Below are 19,206 nucleotides of genomic sequence, written 5' to 3' on the forward strand. Positions count from 1 at the left end.
CGCTGGCCGGCAGTCAGTCACCTTCACACCTCTATAATCCGACGATGGACTCGTCATGGATCGATACCACGCTTGCGTGGATCTCAGCTCACCCCGTGCTCGCCGGTGCGGTCATTTTCCTCATTGCCTTCTGCGATGCGGTCATCGTGCTGGGCGCGATCGTGCCCGCGCTGCCGCTGCTGTTCGCCGTGGGCGTGTTCATCGGCCTGGGCCAGATCTCCGGCCCGTACGCGGTGGCATGCGCGGCGGTGGGTGCGTTCGCCGGCGACGGCATCAGTTACTGGGTGGGCCGCCGCTGGGGCGACCGGCTGCGCGGCTTCTGGCCCTTCAGCAAATACCCTCAGCTGCTGGACCGCGGCGAGACGATGTTCCGCCGCAATGCCTTCAAGAGCATCCTGGTCGCGCGCTATGTCGGGGCGATCCGCCCGTTCGTGCCGGCCATTGCCGGCATGATGAAGATGCCGCTGTCGCGCTACTTCCAGGCCAGCGGTATTGCCAGCCTGTCCTGGGCGGTGCTGTTCCTGGCGCCGGGCTGGGTGCTGGGCGAAGCCTATGACGCGGTGGCGGCCGTGGCCGGGCGGCTGGTGATGGTGCTGGGGCTGGTAGCGGTGCTGATGGGCGTGGTGTGGGCGATCGTGCTGTACGGGTACCGCTGGTCGGCCTCGCGCATGGACAGCTGGCTGGCGGCGCTGCTGCGCTGGTCGCAGCGCCATCCCACCCTGGGACGTTACTCGGTGGCCGTGTTCGACCCGCAGCGTCGCGAGTCGGTGCCGCTGGCCATGCTGGCGCTGATGCTGCTGTTGCTGGGCTGGTGCTGGTTCGCGCTGCTGATGGCCGTGGTGGCGCACGGCGAGCCGCTGCGCCTGGACATGGTGGTGCACCAGGCGATGCTGGCCCTGCGCAACCCGCTGGCCGACTACCCGATGGCCGCGCTGGCGTCGCTGGGCGCGTGGCAGGTGCTGCTGCCGGCCACGGCGGCCGGCATGGGCTACCTGGTCTGGCGCCGGCGCTGGATGGCGGCCGCGCATTGGCTGGCCGCGCTGGCCTTCGGGCTGGCGCTGACCAAGCTGCTGGGCGCCACGGTGCACGTGGTGCGCCCGCCGGATGCCAGCAGTGGCTTCGGCTTCCCGTCGGTGTCGGTGACCATGGCCACCATCATCTTCGGCTTCTTCGCCGTGCTGATCGCGCGCGAGCTGCCCGGGCGCACGCGCGTGTGGCCGTACCTGCTGTCGGGCATCGTGGTGAGCCTGATCGGGTTTGCGCGGCTGTACCTGGGCGCGCATTGGCTGAGCGATGTCATCGGCGGCATGCTGTTCGGCATCTTTTGGCTGCTGGTGCTGGGCATCGCCTACCGCCGCCGCTTCAACCGCTCGTTCTGGGTCAAGCCGGTGGCCTGGCTGTTCTACGGCGTGTTCGCCGTGGCCGCGCTCTGGTACGCGCCGCGCAACATTCCGCTCAAGCTGGCGCGGTTCGAGCCGGCCCAGCCGGCCCCGGTGGACATGACGGCTGCGGCGTGGCTGCAGGACGCCTGGCGGGAGCTGCCGGCGCGTCGCAACGAGTTCGATGACGACCAGCGCTGGCCGCTGGACGTGCAGGTGGCCGGCCCGCTGGCGCCGCTGCAGAAGCGCCTGGAGAGCCAGGGCTGGCGCGTGCAGCCGCAGGCCGGGTGGGAACAGGCGCTGCTGATGCTCGACAAGTCCGCCACGCCCGACGAAGTGCCGGTGCTGCCGGCCACGCTGGATACCCAGGTGGAGTCGCTGCTGATGCTGCGCGCGGGCAATGCGCCCAATGAGATCTTCGCGCTGCGCGTGTGGCCGGCGCCGGCGCGGCTGCAGCCGGGCAACCAGCCACTGTGGCTGGGCAGCGCGCAGACGCTGCATTACCAGCAGCATTTCCACCTGATCGGGATGTGGCGGCCGATGCGCGGCATCGACCCGTCGTTGAAGGCGGTGCGCGACGCGCTGGACGGCCTGCCGCAGCAGGTGGACACGCATCCGGAAACGCAGATGCCGGTGCTGCGGGTGCGCACGGACGCGGAGTGACGCAGGAGCCGGTCCACGCATGACGTAGTGCCGGGTTCTACCCGGCAGGTGCGGGTAGGTGCGGATGCATTGTTGCGTCAAGCAGCGGGGCAGCGCCCCGCGCTACGCGGGGGGTGTCAGGTCGGGGATCCAGGCCAGCAGGTGCTGCAGGCGCTGGTGGGGGTCGTCCTGCTGCAGCAGCTGCAGGCGCTGCGGCTCGTCCAGTGGCAGTAGTTCGGCCAGGCGCCAGCCTACCCAGGCAGCCTGCTCCAGCTGGGCCGGATGGGTCGGGGCGAAGGCCGCGCCGGCCTGTTCGACGATGTGCTCCAGCACGGTGGCCAGCAGCGCGTGTTCCGGGCGCAGTTCGTCGTCGTGGTCGGGGGTGCCCATTCCACGTCGGCCAGCACCAGCCCGTTGTCGCGGATGCGCGTGCGCAGCACATGGAAGCGACGCTGGCCGCGCAGGCGCAAGACCAGCACGCCGTCGGCGCCCACGTCGAAATCCTCGACGCGCGCTTCCACGCCATAGGCCGCCGGCACCGCCGGCGACCCCACTTCATCGCCATCCAGAATCAGGCAGACGCCGAACGGGATGTTCTGGCGGCTGCACTCGCGCAGCATGTCCAGGTAGCGACGTTCGAACACGCGCAGGCCCAGCGCGGCGCCAGGCAGCAGCACCACGTGCAGCGGGAACAACGGCAGCGACGCGGTATCGGTCATGGCCTGGGGCGTGCCCGCCTCATCCCTGCTGCAGCTGCGCCAGGAAGCGCCGCGGGGCGCCGTCGAAGCCGCCGTTGGACATGAACACGACATGGTCGCCGGGGGCTGCGATCTCGCCCAACCGCGCGAGCAACGCATCGGTGTCGGGCACGGCGTGGGCCTGCCCCCGCACGGCGGCGACCACACCGGCCGCATCCCACGCCAGTTCCGGGCGGTGCAGGAACACCACCGCATCGGCCAGGTCCAGCGACGGCGCCAGCGCTTGGGCATGCGCGCCCAGCCGCATCGAATTGCTGCGCGGTTCCATCGCCACCACGATGCGCGCGGCACCGACCTTGGCACGCAGCCCTTCCAGCGTGGTGTGGATGGCGGTGGGGTGATGGGCGAAGTCGTCGTAGACGGTGATGTCCTGCGCCTGCCCGATCACTTCCAGGCGGCGTTTGACGCTGCGGAAACGGGCCAGCGCCGGGATCACCGTGCCCAGCTCCACCCCGACCGCGTGCGCGGCGGCCAGTGCCGCCAGCCCGTTGAGCACGTTGTGGCGGCCCAGCAGGGGCCAGCGCACTTCGCCTACGCGCTTGCCACGGTAATGCACCACGAACGCGCTGCCGTCGGCGTTGACCAGTTCGGCATGCCATTCCAGCGACGGATCGAAGCCGAAGCGCTCCACCGGGGTCCAGCAGCCCATCGCCAGCACCTGCGACAGGTAGGCATCCTCGCCATTGACGATCAGGCGGCCGCGCGCGGGCACGGTGCGTACCAGATGGTGGAACTGGCGCTGGATCGCGGCCACGTCCGGGAAGATGTCGGCGTGGTCGTATTCCAGGTTGTTGAGAATGGCCACCAGCGGCCGGTAGTGCACGAACTTGCTGCGCTTGTCGAAGAAGGCCGTGTCGTACTCGTCGGCCTCGACCACGAACTCTCGCCCGCTGCCCAGGCGCGCCGACACGCCGAAGTCTTCGGCCACGCCACCGATCAGGAAGCCCGGCTCGCGCCCGGCCGCCTGCAGCAGCCAGGTCAGGATGGTGGTGGTGGTGGTCTTGCCATGGGTACCGGCCACGGCCAGCGTGTCACGCCCCGGCAAAACCTGTTCGGACAACCACTGTGCACCGGAAATGTAGCGTTGGCCGGCGTCGAGCACCGCTTCCACCGCCGGATTGCCGCGCGACAGCGCATTGCCGACGATCACTTCATCGCAGTCCGCGGCGACACTGTCGGCGCGGTAGCCCGGATCCAGTGCGATGCCGAGCTGTTCCAGCTGGGTCGACATCGGCGGATAGATCGCCTGGTCGCTGCCATGCACCGCATGGCCCAGTTCGCGCGCCAGCGCGGCCACGCCGCCCATGAAGGTGCCGGCGATACCAAGGATATGAATCTTGCTCATGCGGTGGATTGTGACCGATCACCTGCGACTGTGGATATTGTCGTCAGACAATTGCCCAGATGCATGTAGGAAAAATACTCGCGGTGTCGGGGAATCCCCGATAGCGATGTAGTGTGAAGACAGACACAATTCAGGTGGCCAGCCGCAGCACCCCATTGGTCCTACTCCCCAAGAGGCCATCCCCAGGGGAGCTCATGCTGCGGGGCTCTGAGCAAGCCCGTCCGCTGGCACCTTAAACCACACGCCTGGCCCCTTGGGGCCGGGCGTGTGCGTTTACAGGCCCGGCGGGCGCTGCCGGGGCAGCGCCATCGGTTCAGCCGTGGATCGCCGCGCGGATGCGCGCTTCCACGTCGTCCAGCTCACCCACGCCATCCACGCGCGCCAGAGTGCCGCGACCGGCGTAGAAATCGACCACCGGGGCGGTCTGGTCGTTGTAGACCTGCAGGCGCTGGCGCACCGATTCGGGATTGTCGTCGGCGCGGCCCTGTTCGGCGGCGCGGCCGGCAATGCGCTCGACCAGTAGTTCGGTCGGCACGTCCAGCTGCACCACCGCATCCAGCGGCTGACCGATCTTCACCAGCAGGGTGTCCAGCGCGTTGGCCTGGGCCACGTTGCGCGGGTAACCATCAAGGATGAAGCCGTTGGCCACGTCGGCCTGGCCCAGGCGCGATTCGAGCATGCCCAGCAGGATGTCGTCGGACACCAGGTTGCCGGCATCCATCACAGCCTTGGCCTGCTTGCCCAGCTCGGTGCCTGCGGCCACTTCGGCACGCAGCAGGTCGCCTGTGGAAATGTGCGCAATCGACAGATGTTCCTTCAGGCGCGTCGCCTGTGTCCCCTTGCCCGAACCGGGCGGTCCCAACAGAACCAATCGCATCAACCTGACTCCAACTTGGTAAAAAAATGGAAGGGCGCGCGCCCCGGGATTGTCCACAATCACGCTGCACCGCAATACGCGCACTTTACCCCATACCGGTAATGTCTCTGCAATGTCCTTCCCCCACCCCCAGGTGAAATGATGTCCAAAGGTACCCTGCTCTACGCCCAGTCAGGCGGCGTCACCGCCGTGATCAATGCCACCGCCTCGGCGGTGATCAGCACCGCTCGAGCCAAGGGAATCAAGGTCTTGGCCGCGCGCAACGGCATTCTTGGCGCGCTCCGCGAAGACCTGATCGACACCACGAAGGAGTCGGCGGCGGCCATCGCCGCACTGGCCCACACCCCGGGCGGCGCCTTCGGCTCGTGCCGCTACAAGCTCAAGTCGCTCGAGGCCGACCGGGGCAAGTACGAACGCCTGCTGGAGGTCCTGCGCGCCCACGACGTGCGCTGGTTCCTCTACAACGGCGGCAACGACTCGGCCGACACCGCCTGGAAGGTCTCCCAGCTGGCCAAGGCCTTCGATTACGACCTCACCTGCATCGGCGTGCCCAAGACCATCGACAACGACCTGGCGGTCACCGACACCTGCCCGGGCTTCGGCTCGGCGGCAAAGTACACCGCGGTGTCGGTGCGCGAGGCGGCGCTGGACGTGGCGGCCATGGCGGAAACCTCGACCAAGGTGTTCGTCTATGAGGCCATGGGCCGGCATGCCGGCTGGCTGGCGGCGGCGGCCGGCCTGGCCGGGCAAGGCCCCGACGATGCCCCGCACATCATCCTGTTGCCCGAGCGCGCCTACAACGAAGCCGCTTTCCTGGCCAAGGTCAAGCAGGTGGTCGAGCGCGTGGGCCATTGCGTGGTAGTGGCCTCCGAAGGCATCCAGACCGCGGACGGGACGTTCGTGGCCGATGCCGGCGGCGGCAAGGATTCGTTCGGGCATACCCAGCTGGGCGGCGTGGCCTCGCAGCTGGCCGCCCGGGTCAAGGACACGCTGGGCTACAAGGTGCACTGGACGCTGCCCGACTACCTGCAGCGCTCGGCGCGCCACATTGCCTCCAGGACCGACTGGGAGCAGGCGCAGGCGGTCGGCAAGGCGGCGGTGCAGTTTGCGCTGAAGGGCCACAACGCGGTGATGCCGGTGATCGTGCGCAGCAGCGACGCGCCCTACCGCTGGAAGATCGAGGCTGCGCCCCTGCACAAGGTGGCCAACCACGAGAAGAAGATGCCGGCCGGCTTCATCCGCAAGGACGGCTTCGGCATCACCGCCAAGGCCCGGGCCTACCTGTCACCGCTGATCAAGGGCGAGGCGCCCCTGCCCTACGGTGCCGATGGGCTGCCGAAGTACGTGACGCTCAAGAACGTGGGCGTGAAGAAGAAGCTGCCGGCCTGGCAGGAAGGCTGAGCCCCTCCGGCGGGCGGCGCGTCCCTTGGGCGTGCCACCCGCCGGCAATTGCGGCGCGCCGGGACGCCCCATACAATCGCGCCGAGCCGGCAGGACATGCGGGCTTTTGCACCCGCAACCCATTCCGCACCTGCGTGCGATGACAAGGACCGTACTGATGAAGCGCCACACCCTGATTTCCCTGCTGCTGCTCACCGCAGCGGCGCCCGCCTTTGCCGATACCTGCGAAAGCAGCTTCCAGAAGAAGGGCAACCCCCTGTCCGGCACCACCTATACCGCCTCGGTGACCGTGCCTGAGCTGACCGTCAAGAGCGCGATCGGCCAGATGAACGTGATCGCCAAGGGCAACAACATGGACGTGTTGAGCTCGGACGTGGAAAACGGCGCGATGCTGATCGAAGATCCGCAGACGGCGATGCACAAGACCATTCCGATCATCATCAGCGCCACCAGCGAGGGCCGCACCGGCACCGTGGCGATGACGGTCAAGCTCAACCCCGGCGCCTTCGCCAAGGCCGATTCGATCCGCGCCGAGATGTGCAAGATGCTCACCCAGGTAAAGCCCGGCAAGGCCGGCGAGCAGCTCGCCGCGTCCACGCCGAAGGCCTCCACGGTGAACATTTCGGCCAGCGATTTCGGGTTCCAGCTGCGCACGCAGAACAAGGACAACCCCGCCGCGATCGAACCGCGCTACAAGGGCAAGATCTACTCGATCACCGGCCGGGTCAACGGCGTGCTCAAGAGCGGCGGCACCTACAACACCGGCTTCGAGCTGCCCAACGGCTCCGGTGGCATCGACTTCGAAAGCGTGGCCATCACCTGCGCGTTCGCGCCGAGCCAGGCCGCCTTCGCGCTGGCGTTGCGCCCGAAGGAAAAGGTCACCCTGGTCGGCGTGGTCGACCATTACGACCAGATCGGCCGCGTGCTGTGGCTGAAGGACTGCAAGGGCAACTGAGCCCGGCCAGCGTCGCGTGATACCCAAGCCCGGACCGGCCCTGCCGTCCGGGCTTTTTCATGGGCGCGCAGGGTACTGGACGACCTGCGGGGGCTGGCCTCATGCTCCGCACACGATCCGGGTGGGGGTGGTGCCATCGGCACTGCACCGGGTCGCCAGGCGGCGGGCGCACGGGTGCGTCCGCTTCATGCAACCAGGGGAAGAAACCATGCACAGAATGGTGTGGGTTGGCGCGCTGCTGCTCGTTGTCGGGCAGGCGGCAGGCAAGGAAAAGATGATCCCGCTGTCGGCACAGGACGCCGAAGCGCTGCGCGGAAAAACGGTGGCACTGACACAGCACGAACCGCCGTCGTTCATGGCGATGACCGCCGGCAAGGCGTCGTTTGCGCTGTTCGGCGCAGCGGCGATGGCCAGCGCAGGCAACGAGCTGGTGCGGCAGAACGGGGTAGCCGACCCGGCCGGGCTGGTCCGTGACCAGTTGGGGGGCGCGCTGGGCCAGGCATTCGGCGCGCAGCTGCTGCCGCTGGATGCCACGCCGACCAAGGCGGTGAAGCCGGCCGAACTGGCCAGACTGCATGCCGATGCCGACTACGTGCTGGACGTGCGCTCAGGCGGCTGGAACTACGCCTACTTCGCCACACAGTGGGGCCGGTACTGGGTCGGCTACAGCGTGCAGGTGATGCTGGTGGAGACCGCCAACAAGCGGGTCGTGTCGAATCTGGCGTGTTCGGCCAACACCATCAACGACGGTGAACCGCCTACCCGCGAGGCACTGCATGCCGACCAGGCGCGCCTGCTCAAACACGTGACCGCCGCGCTGGGCGCACGTTGCGTGCAGCTGCTGGGGCGGGAACAGTTCCGGCTGACCGCCGCACACATGCCGGTGCTGCCGCCTGCGCTGGCCAATACCCTGCGCCCCGGCACCGCGCCGGCAACGCTGACCGCCGCGACCGACCCCCCTGCTCCCGCTGCCGAACCGCTTACCGACAGCGGCCACGTGGAGGTGGCGACGCCCGCCGTGGCCGCCGATGGCGACACCTCCCAAGCGGTGCAGACCGTCGCGGTGGTGGAACAGGCCCCCGTGCCGGGCGTAGCACAACCGGTTGCCCCGGCACCGGCCGGTCCTGCAGACCCTGCGCCTGCGGCGACGGGGTCCGGCGGCACCAACTGGCGGCAATGGTCGACGCGCGGCGGGCTGTAACTGCACCCGCTACCGGCTCCGGGCGCGCAATCGCCCGGAACCGGCACCGCCCATTACCGGCAGGCGGTGCCTTCCACTTTCAGCTGTGCGGCGAACATCGGGATCTGTGCGATCTTGCCGGCGGCCGCCTGCTTCTTGGCGTCCTCCAGGTAGATACGCGACTGGCCTTGGCCGTCCAGTTCGGCCTTCTGCGCCACCGGCATGCGCCACACACGCACCACCGCCTGCTGCGCCGGACACGCGGCGCTCGGCACGCGGATCACGTCGTTGAGCTTCCAGCCTTTGGCTTCGCTGGGCTGGGCCTTGTCGAAATCGACGAAGCGGGCACGCGGCTGGCACTGCTCGCTGGTGCGTACCACGGCAAATTTGTACGGCTGTGTGGCATCGGCGGTGAACATGCCCTCCAGCCGTGCACAGGCTTCGGGAATCTGGCGCAGCGTATGGGCCGCGCCCACCGCCTGCGGCGCACCGACGGCGCGTTTCAGTTCCGGAGTTTCAGTGGCGCTGGCGGCTACGGCAGGCAGCAGGGCCAGCCAGAGCAGGTAACGGGTGGACATGGCGGAACTCCAGGCGCTGGGGATGGGCCGAGGCTGCCAGTAGGTGGCTGAACGGCGTGGCAAGGCGTGCCATCAACGCCTAGGGGATCCAGACGACTGGAACCAGCCCCCTGAGTCAGGGGGCAGCCGCGAAGCGGCGGGGATTGGATGCTGATGAGGGGGCCCATGGCTTGCGCAGCAAACCATGGGGCGACAGCGCGCATGCGATGGCGCGTACCCGGCAGATCGCGGATGCGGAGGGGTGTGCGTGGTTGCCGGCCAGCGGCCGGCGGTGTGTCGCTTCGGATGGGTGTGCGTGGTTGCCGGCCAGCGGCCGGCACTACCCGGTTGCGGGCGGTTGCCCGCATACTCGGGGCACCAGGGATTGCTGAACACCGCCACACGCTTGAAGACCGGGCACGGTCTGAACGGGTTGGTCCAAGGTTGCAGCCCGTTGTGCCCCCGCGTGGAGAGGTTCATCCGTTCGTCTGGATGCCATTCCATCACCCGGGAGGGGACATGCTGGAACGTTATGGGCTTTCTCTGGCGCTGTTCTGCGCCATTCTCGCGATTCTCTACGGCATCGTGTCGGCACGCTGGATCCTCCGGCAACCGGCTGGCAATGCCCGCATGCAGGAAATCGCCGCCGCCATCCAGGAAGGCGCGCGCGCCTATCTCAACCGTCAATACCTCACCATCGGCATCGCCGGCGTCGTGCTGTTCGTGCTGGTCGGATTCTTCCTCAGCTGGTACACCGCGGTCGGCTTTGCAATCGGCGCGGTGCTGTCCGGCGCCGCCGGCTACATCGGCATGAACGTGTCGGTGCGCGCCAACGTGCGCACCGCCGAAGCCGCCCGCAACGGCCTCAGTGCCGCCATGGACGTGGCGTTCCGCGGCGGTGCGATCACCGGCATGCTGGTGGTCGGGCTGGGCCTGCTGGGCGTGGCCGGGTATTACGCGCTGCTGCTGCGGATGGGGCTGGATACCGCGCAGGCACTGCATGCGCTGGTCGGGCTGGCGTTTGGCTCTTCGCTGATTTCGATCTTCGCGCGGCTGGGCGGCGGCATCTTCACCAAGGGCGCCGACGTCGGCGCGGACCTGGTCGGCAAGGTGGAAGCCGGCATTCCCGAGGATGACCCGCGCAACCCGGCGGTGATCGCCGACAACGTGGGCGACAACGTCGGCGACTGCGCCGGCATGGCCGCCGACCTGTTCGAGACCTACGCGGTGACGGTGATCGCCACCATGCTGCTGGGCAGCCTGATGATCGCCGAAGCCGGACGCAACGCGATCCTGTATCCGCTGGTGCTGGGCGGCGTGTCGATCATCGCCTCGATCATCGGCGCGCTGTTCGTCAAGGTGAAGCCCGGTGGCTCGATCATGGGCGCGCTGTACAAGGGCGTGATCGTGTCGGCGGTCCTGGCGGCGATCGCGTTCTATCCGATCACCCTGCAGCTGATGCCCGACAACAGCCACGGGGCGCTGAACCTGTACTTCTGCGCGTTGATCGGGCTGGTGCTGACCGGGCTGATCGTGTGGATCACCGAGTACTACACCGGCACCCAGTACAAACCGGTGCAGCACGTGGCGCAGGCCTCCACCACCGGGCACGGCACCAACATCATCGCCGGGCTCGGGGTATCGATGAAGTCGACCGCGCTGCCGGTGATCGCGGTGTGCGTGGCGATCTGGCTGGCGCACTATTTCGGCGGCCTGTACGGCATCGCCATCGCCGCCACCGCGATGCTGTCGATGGCCGGCATGATCGTGGCGCTGGATGCCTACGGCCCGATCACCGACAACGCCGGCGGCATCGCCGAAATGGCCGAACTGCCGTCCAGCATCCGCGACATCACCGACCCGCTGGATGCGGTGGGCAACACCACCAAGGCCGTCACCAAGGGTTATGCGATCGGTTCGGCGGCACTGGCGGCGCTGGTGCTGTTCGCCGATTACACGCACAACCTGCAGGCGGCCAACCCAGGCCAGACGTTCGCCTTCGACCTGTCCGACCACACCGTGATCATCGGCCTGCTGATCGGCGGCCTGATCCCTTACCTGTTCGGTGCAATGGCGATGGAAGCGGTAGGCCGCGCGGCCGGTGCGGTTGTGGAGGAAGTACGCCGCCAGTTCCGCGAGATCCCCGGCATCATGGAAGGCACCGGCAAGCCGCAGTACGACCGCGCGGTGGACATGCTGACCCGCTCGGCGATCCGCGAAATGATCGTGCCCTCGCTGTTGCCGGTGGCCGTGCCGGTGGTGGTGGGCCTGCTGCTGGGGCCACGCGCGCTGGGCGGGTTGCTGATCGGCACCATCGTCACCGGCCTGTTCGTGGCGATCTCGATGACCACCGGCGGTGGGGCGTGGGACAACGCCAAGAAGTACATCGAAGATGGCCACTTCGGCGGCAAGGGCAGCGAGGCGCACAAGGCCGCCGTCACCGGCGACACCGTGGGTGATCCGTACAAGGACACGGCGGGCCCGGCGATCAACCCGCTGATCAAGATCATCAACATCGTCGCGCTGTTGCTGGTGCCGTTGCTGTAGGCACGCCGTCGCCCGGCCCATGGCCGGGCGTTACCGGGGTCAGCGCCGGCGGATGAAGAACGCCACCGGCACCATCACCTCCACCGGGTCGCCGCCGAGCTCCGGCGGCGGCGCCGGCACCGGGCTGCCACGGCGCACGGTGTCCAGCGTTTCGGCATCCAGCAACGGATGCCCACTGCTCTGGCCGATGCGGATGTTGCGCGTATTGCCCTGCCGGTCCACCGCAAAGCGCACGTAGGCCACGCCCTGTTGGCGCAGGCGCTCGGCCCCGCGTGGATAGCGCCGGTGCTGCTCCAGATGGCCCAGCAGCAGCCCCTGCCAGGTGACCTGCGCGTCGCTACGCTGGCCGGCCATCGTCTGCGGCGCCGCGTAGCGTTGCGCGGTGGTGGCCTGTACGTCCGGCGGAGCGAGGGTCTGGTCCACGTTGTGGGCGTCCGCGGGCGTCTGCTCGGTGGGCGGTGGCATGCGCTGCGCTACCGCTTCGCCGTCCGGGTGCGGCTGCGGGGGCAGCGCCAGCGCGCGCACCGGCCGCGGTTCCGGCGTGGGGCGGTGCTGTTCCTGTTGCGAGGGCCCCTGCGCGATGTCGGTGGGCGGCACCGGCGGCGCTTCAGCGACCGGAGCCAGCTCCACCATCAGCGCTTCCGGCGGCGCGCTGGCCGGTGCGGGTGGCGCGCGTCCTATCCACCACAGCGTGGCCCCGATGCCGATGGCGTAGGTGGCCAGCACGATACCCAGGCTACCGGCCCAGCGTGCGTGCCCTGCACGGCCTTCGCTCATGGCGCGGGCTGTTCCAGCCCGACCAGCGCCACCTTGAGGTAGCCGACCGCGCGCAGCGCGTTCATGGTCTGCATCAGGTCACCGTAGGCCACCTGGCGGTCGGCGCGCAGGTAGATGCGCTGTTCACGGTCGCCGCCGGTCAGCCGCTGCAGTACCACCGGCAACGCCTCGGCGGAAACGGCGGCATCGTTCACCCGCAGCGACAGGTCGGCCTGCACGGTCAGGAAGACCGGCTCGCTCTCGCGCGGTTGCGGGCGCGCGCTGCTGGCGGGCAGGTCCACGGCGGTGTCCACGGTGGCCAGCGGTGCGGCGACCATGAAGATGATCAGCAACACCAGCATCACGTCGATGAAGGGGGTGACGTTGATCGCGTGGGTTTCTTCCAGCGCGTCGTCGTCGTGGCGTGCGGTACGGAGTGCCATGCGGGAGCCTCAGTGCGCAGCGCGCGCCAGCACCGGGCCGGCATGCACTGCCGCGCGGTCCAGGTCGCGCGACACCAGTTGCTGCACCCCCGCCGACAGGTCGCCGAGCAGCGCGCGCAGGCCGGCCAGCACCCGGGTGAAGTGGTTGTAGATCACCACGGCGGGAATGGCCGCCACCAGCCCCAGCGCGGTGGCCAACAACGCTTCGGCGATGCCGGGCGCCACCACGGCCAGGTTGGTGGTGTTGGACTGGGCGATCCCGACGAAGCTGTTCATGATCCCCCACACGGTGCCGAACAGGCCCACGAACGGCGCGATCGCGCCGATGCTGGCGAGCACGCCGATGCCGCGCCTCGCCTGCCGCGCACAGGCCAGTTCGATGCGCTCCAGGCGCGAGCCGACGCGCTCCTTCACCCCCGCCGGGTCGCCCCCATGCGGCGACAGCCGCAGCTCCGTACGCGCCGCCTCCAGCAACAGGCGCACGGGTTCTTGCTGCAGGCGCGGGTCGATCTGTGGATCGGGCAACTGCACGCTCTCCAGCAGCAGCGCGCGCGCCTGCAGCAGGTGGCGGCGCTCGCGCGCCAGTTCCCAGCCCTTGGCGAGCAGCACCGTCCAGGTGGCCACCGACGCGACAGCCAAGCCGATCATCACCGTTTTGACCACCACGTCGGCGGCCAGGTACATGCCCCACGGCGTCAGTGCGGGCGCGGGGGCGGCGATGGCGAAGGGAAGCAACACAGTCATGGTCAGGCTCATCAGGAAAGGAGGCGCGGCGTTGCTGCTACCAGCGCCGCAAGAAGGGGCAGGCTCAATCCGGTGTGGGCGGCAGGCGCGGTGACGGCCGCGACAGCACATAGGCTGCGCTGGCAATGAAGAACGCGCCCACGCCCAGCAGCAGCCGCCACGACGGATGCGCGCCCCAGCAGAACATCACGAAGCCGAACGCCATGCCGCCGGCGGCAAAGGCCTTGCCCCTGCGGCTCACCGCACCCTGCTCGCGCCACAGGCGCAAGGCCGGGCCGTAACGCGGGTGGTCGAGCAGCCTGCGTTCAAACCGTGGCGAGCTGCGTGCGAAGCAGCCCACCGCCAGGATAAGGAAGATGGTGGTGGGCATCACCGGCAGCAGCGCGCCGATCACGCCCAGCGCCACCATCACCCACCCCAGGCAGAACCACAGCCAGCGCATCAGCGCGCGTCGAACTCGCGTTCAACATGGCCGTGCACGCTGCGGAACGCTGCATCGGCGGCATCGATGACCTGCTGTTCCTGCGCGTCATCCAGCACCACTCCGTCGAGCGCGGCGGTGAACGCGCGCCAATGGCGCGCGGCACCGTCGGGATGCGCGGCGAGGTGGCGTGCACCGAAGTCGGCATCCAGCCCCAGCCTGGCGGCCATCTTGTACAGGATGGTGCCGCCCAGGTTCGAGCCTTCGGCCACGTAGAGCCAGCCCAGCGCGGCCGGCAGCGCCAGGTCCGGGTCCAGCCGCATCGGCACCGGGGCCGGCATGATCTGTTCGAGGTCGGCCAGGTCGCGGGCGATCAGCGGCAACCGGCGGCGTGCCTCCAGATCGGGCAGCAGGGCGTCGAGCGCGGCATTGGCGTAGAGCGCGTCGATATCGCGATGGAAGCAGTACTGCACGCGCAGGAAACGCGCGAACTGGCCGCGGCTGGCGAAGATGTCGCCGGCCATGATGCGCTTGTCCAGCGCGCCGTGGCTGTCGCGGGTGGCGGCCTTCAGGCGCTGGCTGCGGGTGGCTTCAAGGGTATCGATGACGGTCATGGTGCTCGTGCTGGGCAATGGGAATGCAGCCCACGCAGGCCCCGGGAACAGGCCGTGCGCAGGTTTCCCGATTGAGACGTCTGCCGCGACGGCAACCCCAAGCCTGGTTGTACGACCAGTCGCCCCTACCCGATCCGGCGATGCCGGCCTCACGCGGCTGCACCGATAATGGCGGCACATTCTTGAGGAGGACCCGCCATGATGATCACCACCGAACCGCGCATGACCAACCTGTTCCTGCAGCTTGGCCTGGACGCGAGCGACGCGGCGATCGCCCGCTTCATCGTTGACCACCAGCTGCCCGCCGAGGTGGCCCTGGTGGAGGCGCCATTCTGGAATGATGGCCAGCGCCAGTTCCTGGCCGAGCAGCTCAAGTCCGATGCGGACTGGGCGATCATTGTCGATGAACTGGGCGAGGCCCTGCATGCCGACGCGGTCGCCCAGCAGACCGGCGGCTGAAACGAACGCGGGGGCCGGCAGTTGCCGGCCCCCGCGGGGTACATCACCTCACCCTCAGTAGCGCCAGGTCAGCGCCAGCCGCACGATCCGGCCCGGTGCCGGCATCACGCCCAGCGCCAGGGGGTCCAGGTAGTAGCGGTCGGTGAGATTGTCGACGTTGACGTCCACCGCGAACTGCTCGCTGGCCTGCCAGCTGGCGAACAGGTCCACCACGGTGGCCGGGCGGTACAGCTGCTGGATCGCCGACAGGCCGACGTTCCATTCCTTGTCCAGCGTGCTGATCGGACCGGCGTTGTGGATCACCCGGGTACCGAAGCTGAGCCGCTCATCGAACAGGCGTGAACCCAGGGTCAGGTTGACGGTGTAGCGCGGCGGATTCTGCGTGTTGCTGTAGGAGCCCTCAAAGCCGCCATCGACGCAGTCGGGGGTATTGGCCAGCTCCTCGATCCTGCGCTGCACGCCGTAGGCACGGCGCTCGGCGGCGATGTCCGGCGCGCAGGTCTTGGCGTCGAAGTAATAGTGCGCTGACAGGTCGGCGAACACCGTGCCGGCATCGTAGCTGGACTGGAATTCCATGCCCGACACCTTGAAGCGGTCGATGTTGCGGATATAGCCGGCCGACAGCGTGCGGTAGTCGCGGGTGATCAGGTCATCGATGCGGGTGTTGAAGTACGCCAGCTTGAACGCCGCCGTGTCGCCGTCGGTGAACAGCCCCTGCCGGACCGTGCTGGCACCGATTTCCCAGGTACCGGCGCGCTCGGGCTTGAGCTCGCCACCGATCGGCTTGGCGGCGGTGAACAGGCCCAGCGTGCTTTCAAACAGGCTCGGCAGCTTCACGCCTTCGGCGTACTTCACGTAGACCATGCTGTCGTCGTTGAAGTGGTAGGTGACGCTGGCGGTGGGCATGAACGCATGATCGGTGCGGCGGATCGGCTGCGACCAGGTCCAGCTGGTCGGCACGATCAGGTCCTCGGCCTCGGTCATGTCGTGGAAGTTCCAGCCGGTGATGTCGGCCACGGTGCCCTTCTTGTACGGCGATGCCAGCAGCGACGCTTCGGTGAACTGGCCGTTCGCATCGGGGTACCAGTTGAGCATGGCGATGCGCTTGGCACGCCAGGCCGGCAGCGCCGGGTTGCCGTCCAGCAGCTGCGTGTAGCGGTACTGGCCGATCACTTCCTCACCGTCCGGCGTGGCCAGGCGGTTGCGGTCGTGCACGCTGACGCGGTTGAAGCGCCCGCCCAGCAGTACGTCCCAACGGTCGTCGGGCTGCCACTTCATCGAGGCCACCGCGCTGTATTCCTTGCGGTCGGCGTTGCGCAGGAAGCGGTTGTTGATCAGGTCGTCGTGCATGATCGGCGCATTCTTGCCGGGCCCGACGTCCTCGTCGCTGAAGGACAGGCCATAGTCGAAGGTGAACACCCCGGCCGCGTCGGTCACCAGGTGGGCCGTGTTGGACACGTCGAACCCGAGCCGCTGCTGCTGCATGCTGTTGCGGTAGGCGTCCTTGTAACCCGGGTCGGTATTGAAGCTCGGGCCGTCATACCACTCGGTGCGGCGATCGAAGTACCACGGGGTGATGCCGGTCAGGCCGTTGTACATCAGGCTGTCGGCGTCGGTGTACCAGAGGTTGGCCTTCAGATCGACACGGTCGTTGCCCGGGTTGAAGCGGTAGCGCAGGTTGTAGGCATCCATGTCGACACTGCCCGGCTCCCACTGCGGCACGCGGTCGCGGTCCACGCGGATGATCTGCGAGGCCATGATCTCGCCCTGGCGACCGCTGTAATGGCGGTAGCCGGCTTCCAGGGTCTGGGTGTCGTCGATGCGCCAGGTGCCCTTCAACAGCACCGAGTTGGACTTGGACGAGGTGTTGAACACTTCGGTGTTGGGCGGGTTCAACGGGGCCAGCGTGCGCCGGGTCTGCGGGAAGTCGTCGTAGCCGTGCTTGCCGCCGTAGTAGTTGCCGGTGTCACGCCAGGCGTAGGCGGCCACCAGGTCAAACGCACCCCAGTGCTTGCCACCGGCGATGTTGAAGAACTGGCCGCCCAGGCTGTTGCGGTTGCTGCGCGGCGCGGCGCCATACGCCGGCACATCGCGCGCGCTGCCGTTGGACACGCCGCTGCGCACGCGCAGGCCGACGTCCTGGCCGTCGCGCAGTACATCGCCGATCTTCAGCGTGTCCATTTCGACCACGCCGCCGATGCCGCCGGACGCATTGGCGCCCAGGCTGGGGCCCTTGGTCACGGTGAGGCTGGAGATCAGGTCCGGGTCCAGGTAGGTACGCTGCGACTGGCCGGCGTAGCCCCGGTAGGTGTCCATGCTGGACTGGCCGCCGTCGATGATGACCGGGATGCGGCTCTGGCCCTGGATGCCGCGGATGTTGAGGTCCAGCGCGTTGGCGGTACGCGGGTCGCCGGCGGTGACGCCGACCACGCCCTTGACGATATCGGCCGCGGAGGTGCCGCGGAAGCGCTCGATCGTGGCACGCGGCACGTACACGCTGGAACCGGTGGTGCGGTACACATCCAGGGCGCGTGCGGCATCGCTGTCGCCGTCGCCGGACTGCTCGCCGGCCACCCGCAACGCGTCGGTGACGATCACCCCGTCCTCGCGGCTGGCCGTGGCCGCCGCTTCCAGGGTCACCGCATCGGACCCGACGCTGCGCATCACCAGGCCGCTGCCACGCAGCAGCTGCTGCAATGCCCGCTGCGCGTCGAGGTCGCCGCTGACCGCACTGGAGCGCACGCCCTCGGTGAGCGCGGCCGGCCAGGCCACCTGCACGCCGGACTGGCGCATGTAGGTACGCAGTGCCTCGGCCAGCGGCTGAGCGGGAATATCGAAGCGATGCAGGGCGGCAGCGCCGGACGTGCTGGCCTGGGCCATCGCCGGGAATGCAGGCGCGGCCACCAGGCCGGCGGCCAGCAAGGCGATGCAAAGACGGGACGGACGCGGCGAACGGCCCGGGAAGGAGGTGATACGCATGATGGAACCTGTCGAGAAGGCGATATCGCAGAAGCGACGTCCCCGCATACGGTGTGCGGGCGCTGCGAAGTACGTGGCGGCGGCGGGTACGTTCGGGGGGTGAGACGACTGGGGCGGCGACGCCCCCAAGACCAATTCAGTTCGGACAGCACGCGCGGCTATCGACGGGCGTCGACCTGCACGATCGCCACGCCCATCGGCAGGCGGGTGACGCGCAGGCCGGCACTGCCGGCCAGTGCGTCCAGCGCCTGCTCGGGCCGGTCGATGCGGAACGCCGCGTTGACTACCGGCAGCTGCGACAGGTCGCCGCGCACGAAGGTGGGCCCGCGCCGATAGCGCCCGATACGCTGCACCGCATCGGCAACCTCCACTTCATCCAGCAGCAGTTCGCCCTGCCGCCACGCCGCGATCCGATCGGGCGCCTGGTCGGCCAGCCGCTGCACCCGGCCACCGGGCGCGAACGTGGCACGCTGCCCGGCCTGCAGCCAGGTCCAGCCACCGCCCTCGCTGGCCGCCACCCGCACCTGGCCCTGTTCCACGTCGGCCTGCACGCCGGTGGCATCGCTGGAGACCGCAAACGCGGTGGAAACATCCTCGACCACCCCGCCCTGCGCGCGTACTTCAAACCGCTGCGGCTGGCCGGGCGCCACCTGGAACCAGGCACGACCACGCAACAGCGCGATACGGCGCACCTGGCCGTCGAACTGCACGGCGATGGCCGACTCGGCATCCAGCACGGCACGGCTGCCGTCGGGCAACGCCACCTCGGCGATGCCGGTAGTGGTGCGGTGGTCCGATCGCAGCCGCAGCCACGCGTCCGGTGCCATCCAAGCCAGCGCGAGCACCGCCGCAGCGGCCAGCGACCAGCGGCGCACCCGCGCGCGCCGGCGCGTCGGCGCGAGGGTCGCCTGCGGCCGTGGCCCCAGGCTGCGCCAGAGCTGGCGTTCGCGTTCGAACACGCGCCGGTGGCCCGGCGCGGCCAGCCACCGCTCGAAGGCCTGCATGCCGATGTCATCCACCGTGCCGGAGGCCAGCCACGCAATCCACGCCTGCGCCTGCACGGCGACGGGATCGGACGATGTGGACGGCGGCGGAAGCGGATCGATGTGCGGCGGGCTCATGGCTGGCGGGTTGGCGCGGTCGGGCGAT

Annotated in this window: 16 protein-coding genes and 1 pseudogene; 6 read left to right on the forward strand and 11 right to left on the reverse strand. The window is 68.7% G+C overall.

Translation table 11 applies throughout. The annotated features are described in order from the left end of the window. The first annotated feature begins 44 nt into the window (after nucleotides 1–44). A complete protein-coding gene (locus tag GQ674_RS15600; RefSeq protein WP_159497801.1) occupies nucleotides 45–2,042 on the forward strand; it encodes a bifunctional DedA family/phosphatase PAP2 family protein in 1,998 nt (665 codons plus the stop codon). Between the two features lie 102 nt (nucleotides 2,043–2,144). Here the strand turns inward: GQ674_RS15600 and GQ674_RS15605 are convergent. The 3 genes and pseudogenes from GQ674_RS15605 to GQ674_RS15615 all read right to left on the reverse strand — a co-directional run bounded on the left by GQ674_RS15605 (nucleotide 2,145) and on the right by GQ674_RS15615 (nucleotide 5,001). Then, nucleotides 2,145–2,740, reverse strand: a pseudogene (locus GQ674_RS15605) (LON peptidase substrate-binding domain-containing protein). 19 nt (nucleotides 2,741–2,759) lie between these two features. Further along, nucleotides 2,760–4,124, reverse strand: a complete 1,365-nt coding sequence (gene mpl, locus GQ674_RS15610; RefSeq protein WP_159497802.1) for a UDP-N-acetylmuramate:L-alanyl-gamma-D-glutamyl-meso-diaminopimelate ligase — start codon at nucleotides 4,122–4,124, stop codon at nucleotides 2,760–2,762. A gap of 313 nt (nucleotides 4,125–4,437) precedes the next feature. After that, nucleotides 4,438–5,001, reverse strand: a complete 564-nt coding sequence (locus GQ674_RS15615; RefSeq protein WP_038686440.1) for an adenylate kinase — start codon at nucleotides 4,999–5,001, stop codon at nucleotides 4,438–4,440. Between the two features lie 141 nt (nucleotides 5,002–5,142). Between GQ674_RS15615 and GQ674_RS15620 the strand changes: the two genes are divergently transcribed. The 3 genes from GQ674_RS15620 (at nucleotide 5,143) to GQ674_RS15630 (ending at nucleotide 8,558) form a co-directional block, all read left to right on the forward strand. Beyond that, nucleotides 5,143–6,402, forward strand: a complete 1,260-nt coding sequence (locus GQ674_RS15620; protein ID WP_159497803.1) for a 6-phosphofructokinase — start codon at nucleotides 5,143–5,145, stop codon at nucleotides 6,400–6,402. A gap of 157 nt (nucleotides 6,403–6,559) precedes the next feature. Then, on the forward strand, nucleotides 6,560–7,357 hold the full coding sequence (locus GQ674_RS15625; RefSeq protein ID WP_159497804.1) for a hypothetical protein: 798 nt from the start codon (nucleotides 6,560–6,562) through the stop codon (nucleotides 7,355–7,357). Between the two features lie 208 nt (nucleotides 7,358–7,565). Next, a complete protein-coding gene (locus tag GQ674_RS15630; protein WP_159497805.1) occupies nucleotides 7,566–8,558 on the forward strand; it encodes a hypothetical protein in 993 nt (330 codons plus the stop codon). Nucleotides 8,559–8,611: 53 nt separating this feature from the next. Here the strand turns inward: GQ674_RS15630 and GQ674_RS15635 are convergent, their stop codons facing one another. Next, the gene (locus GQ674_RS15635; protein ID WP_159497806.1) at nucleotides 8,612–9,115 is read right to left on the reverse strand and encodes a hypothetical protein; all 504 of its coding nucleotides are present in this window, start codon (nucleotides 9,113–9,115) and stop codon (nucleotides 8,612–8,614) included. Nucleotides 9,116–9,613: 498 nt separating this feature from the next. Here GQ674_RS15635 and GQ674_RS15640 point away from each other — a divergent pair, with 498 nt between their 5' ends. Then, nucleotides 9,614–11,641 carry a sodium-translocating pyrophosphatase gene (locus tag GQ674_RS15640; RefSeq protein WP_159497807.1) on the forward strand — a complete coding sequence of 676 codons (2,028 nt, stop codon included), beginning with the start codon at nucleotides 9,614–9,616 and terminating at the stop codon, nucleotides 11,639–11,641. Nucleotides 11,642–11,680: 39 nt separating this feature from the next. Here GQ674_RS15640 and GQ674_RS15645 read toward each other — a convergent pair whose 3' ends face one another. From GQ674_RS15645 to GQ674_RS15665, 5 genes are all read right to left on the reverse strand, one after another. Beyond that, nucleotides 11,681–12,418: an energy transducer TonB gene (locus GQ674_RS15645; protein ID WP_159497808.1), complete on the reverse strand. Its 738-nt coding sequence runs from the start codon at nucleotides 12,416–12,418 to the stop codon at nucleotides 11,681–11,683. Beyond that, nucleotides 12,415–12,840: a TonB system transport protein ExbD gene (gene exbD / locus GQ674_RS15650; protein WP_159497809.1), complete on the reverse strand. Its 426-nt coding sequence runs from the start codon at nucleotides 12,838–12,840 to the stop codon at nucleotides 12,415–12,417. Before exbD ends, GQ674_RS15645 begins: the two co-directional genes overlap by 4 nt. Before the next feature lie 9 nt (nucleotides 12,841–12,849). Beyond that, complete coding sequence (exbB, locus tag GQ674_RS15655) at nucleotides 12,850–13,584, reverse strand: tonB-system energizer ExbB (protein WP_236546102.1); 735 nt, start codon at nucleotides 13,582–13,584, stop codon at nucleotides 12,850–12,852. A gap of 64 nt (nucleotides 13,585–13,648) precedes the next feature. After that, entirely contained in the window at nucleotides 13,649–14,026 is a 378-nt protein-coding gene (locus GQ674_RS15660) for a YbaN family protein (protein ID WP_159497810.1), read from the reverse strand. Continuing rightward, nucleotides 14,026–14,619 (reverse strand): biliverdin-producing heme oxygenase, encoded by a 594-nt coding sequence (locus GQ674_RS15665; protein WP_159497811.1) that lies wholly within the window; start codon nucleotides 14,617–14,619, stop codon nucleotides 14,026–14,028. The genes GQ674_RS15660 and GQ674_RS15665 overlap by 1 nt, the downstream gene beginning before the upstream one ends. Before the next feature lie 201 nt (nucleotides 14,620–14,820). Here GQ674_RS15665 and GQ674_RS15670 point away from each other — a divergent pair, with 201 nt between their 5' ends. Beyond that, nucleotides 14,821–15,078: a DUF2789 domain-containing protein gene (locus tag GQ674_RS15670; RefSeq protein WP_137190847.1), complete on the forward strand. Its 258-nt coding sequence runs from the start codon at nucleotides 14,821–14,823 to the stop codon at nucleotides 15,076–15,078. 54 nt (nucleotides 15,079–15,132) lie between these two features. On the opposite strand, the gene GQ674_RS15675 is transcribed toward GQ674_RS15670, so the two are convergent. Next, nucleotides 15,133–18,057, reverse strand: coding sequence for a TonB-dependent receptor (locus tag GQ674_RS15675; RefSeq protein ID WP_159497812.1), 2,925 nt, complete (start codon nucleotides 18,055–18,057; stop codon nucleotides 15,133–15,135). A gap of 158 nt (nucleotides 18,058–18,215) precedes the next feature. Next, a complete protein-coding gene (locus GQ674_RS15680; RefSeq protein WP_159497813.1) occupies nucleotides 18,216–19,178 on the reverse strand; it encodes a FecR domain-containing protein in 963 nt (320 codons plus the stop codon). Nucleotides 19,179–19,206: the final 28 nt, after the last annotated feature.

Source organism: Stenotrophomonas sp. 364, from assembly GCF_009832905.1.
GTDB classification, from domain to species: Bacteria; Pseudomonadota; Gammaproteobacteria; order Xanthomonadales; family Xanthomonadaceae; genus Stenotrophomonas; species Stenotrophomonas maltophilia_AP.